Annotated in this window: 3 protein-coding genes and 1 pseudogene; 1 reads left to right on the top strand and 3 read right to left on the bottom strand. The window is 62.8% G+C overall.

Annotated features, from left to right (window positions below):
* From VFA16_RS04990 to VFA16_RS04980, 3 genes are all read right to left on the bottom strand, one after another.
* On the bottom strand, positions 1-468 hold a 468-nt coding region (locus tag VFA16_RS04990; RefSeq protein ID WP_324966749.1), incomplete at its 3' end, for an enoyl-CoA hydratase/isomerase family protein.
* Positions 459-1262, bottom strand: a complete 804-nt coding sequence (locus tag VFA16_RS04985; protein ID WP_324966748.1) for an enoyl-CoA hydratase/isomerase family protein — start codon at positions 1260-1262, stop codon at positions 459-461. The genes VFA16_RS04985 and VFA16_RS04990, both read right to left, overlap by 10 nt.
* A 30-nt stretch (positions 1263-1292) precedes the next feature.
* Positions 1293-2114, bottom strand: coding sequence for an enoyl-CoA hydratase/isomerase family protein (locus VFA16_RS04980; RefSeq protein ID WP_324966747.1), 822 nt, complete (start codon positions 2112-2114; stop codon positions 1293-1295).
* Between the two features lie 119 nt (positions 2115-2233).
* Between VFA16_RS04980 and VFA16_RS04975 the strand changes: the two are divergent.
* Positions 2234-2568, top strand: a pseudogene (locus VFA16_RS04975) (hypothetical protein); the annotation flags it as partial.

Below are 2568 nucleotides of genomic sequence, written 5' to 3'. Positions count from 1 at the left end.
CCCGATGCGGCGCATCAGTCCGATCGGCTCCAACGCGCACACCAGGCCGGCCGAGACATGCGAGTCGAAAAACGTCGCATCAGTGGAGCAGACGACGATGTCCGACTCGTTGAGAAAATAGAACGCGCCGGCAGTACACATCCCGTGGACCGCGCACACCACTGGTTTCCACATCTTTTGCCACTTGGGGCTCAGCGCTTCGCCGGGATCCTCGTGGTTCCAGATGTTTTCGGGCTGGCCGTACGGTGTCTTGATGTCGAGGCCGGCACTGAACGCACGGGTGCCGGCTGCGCGCAGTACGACTGCGTTGACGGACTCGTCGTGTTTGACAATGTGCCAGGCCTCGCGCATCTCCTCACACATGGTGCGGTTGAACGCGTTGAGCTGCTCCGGCCGGTTCAACGTGATGGTCGCGACGCGGTCGTTCGCGTCCACCTCGAGCAGTATGGTTTGGAATCTCATCGGCATTGCCAATTAGGTGCCCGTTTTTCCATGAAAGCCTTGGGACCTTCGAGTGAATCCTCGGTGTGCAGGTTGCGTTCGCGAAACGCTTCGGCGAGCATCTCGGCTTCGTGCAGCGGCAGATCCAAGCCCTTGAGGATCGCCAGCCGGGTGCCCCGCACAGCTAGCGGCGCATTGGAGTTGACAATGTCGGCGATCTCGTGGGCGCGCTCCAGAAGCCGATCGTGCTCGACGATTTCGCTGATCAGTCCCAACTCGTAGGCCCGCTGCACGCTCATCCGCTCGTGCTTTCCCATCAACGCCATCCGCAATGCGACCGAGCGGGGCAGCACGCGGGCCAGGCGCACCAGCTCACGGCCGGCCACCAGTCCGATGCTGACATGCGGGTCGAAGAACGTCGCCTTATCGGAAGCGATGACGATGTCCCCGGTGGTGACCCAATCTAAGCCGGCGCCACAACACAAACCGTTGATGGCCGCCAAGACCGGTTTGGCCATCCGCCGAAACGGCGGGGTGCCTTCCTGCGGCGCCTCCCACTGCTCGTAGGTCGACAGATAGGGGCGTTCGTAAATCACCTTGCCGTCGGCTGGGATCGCCTTGACGTCGGCGCCGGTGCAAAACGCGCGACCCGTGCCGGTGACGATTAGCAGCCACACCCGCTCGTCGTTCTCAGCTTCGTCGTAGGCGGCCCGCAACTCGGCAACCATGTGGGGACTGAGCGCGTTGAGGGCGTCCGGGCGGTTCAGGGTGATCGTGGCAGTGTGCCCATCGACGTCATATTTGATCGTGTCGAACGGCATGGAATGCTTCCCTTCATCGGCTGGCACAGCTCACCGGCCACGAAATTTCGGCGTACGCCTTTCCCGGAACGCCGCCAGTCCTTCCTTGAAGTCGCCTGTACGGCAAGACAATTCCAAATTGAACAGCTCCTGGGTCATGGACTCGCTCAACGTCGCCTGGGCAGCGTAGTGGATGGCCTGCTTAGCCAGTCCGATCGCCACAGTAGGTCCGTCGGCTAGTCGGGTCAGCAAGTCCTCGCTGGCAAAGTCGAGTTCTGAGTGGTCCACGGTGCGATGGATCAATCCCCAGTCCTCGGCTTGGGTGGCGCTCACTTTCTCACCGAGCAGCAGCATTTCCTTGGCCCGCGTCAAGCCGACCAGTCGCGGCAGCAGCCAACTGGCGCCCGAGTCCGGAGTGAAACCACGCGCTACAAACGGTTCCCAGAACGTGGCGTCGGCACTGGCCACGGTGAAATCTGCGGCCAGTGCGAGATTGCACCCTAGCCCGACGGCCCAGCCCTGCACGCTGCACACCACCGGCAGCTGGATGGTATGGATCAATTCGATCAGGCGATGCGCCAGGTGCGGAGTTCGGCGCACCAGCGCTCCGGCGCGGGGCCGCTCCCCGGGACCGCTGTTGGTGGCTAGCCAGTCAGCACCCGCGCAAAAGTCGCTTCCCGAACCGGTGATATGGACGGCCCGAAGCGAGTCGTCGACCGCGGCATCGGTCAATGCGTCGATGAACGACTCGATCATGGAATGACTCAATGAATTGCGCTGCGCAGGCCGCTCGAGCGTGAGTCGCAGGACTTCGCCGTCCCGGCGTGCTGTCACCGAACCCTCAGCCGCGGCGGAGTGGAGGTTTTGACTCACCGTTGATTCCGCCCTTCTCCGCCTCTACCGTTACCCATACAGTAGCGGCTACGATTGCTACGCTGTATAAGTTAGCAAGGAAAGGCCGACGAGGGAACAGCCGGCCGTGGAAGAGGATCATGGCCGAGGGCACACCCGCGACGAGGACCGACCGGGAATCAGCCTCGGGAGCCGCCCGATTCGGCGAACAGCCGCTGCCGCAGATGGTCGCTGCCGCCGGCGCCATCCGGCGTATCAGCTCGCTGCTGCTCTCTTTGGAGCATCCCCACCCCACCGTCGACGCGATGCTCGCCAAATTTGCCGAATGGGAACGCGTACTCGCCGCGGCGGCTCCACCAGACAACACACCCCGTATCGGGCCGGATGACGATGGCATACGCCGGGTCTATCTGGATCACGCGGCCGACATCGGTGCCTTCAACCCTTGCTTTCCGGAATACCTTTTCGATCAGCT

It is taken from the genome of Mycobacterium sp. (assembly GCF_035653355.1).
In the GTDB taxonomy this organism is placed as follows: domain Bacteria; phylum Actinomycetota; class Actinomycetes; order Mycobacteriales; family Mycobacteriaceae; genus Mycobacterium.
This window is presented reverse-complemented; position numbering and strand designations above follow the sequence as displayed.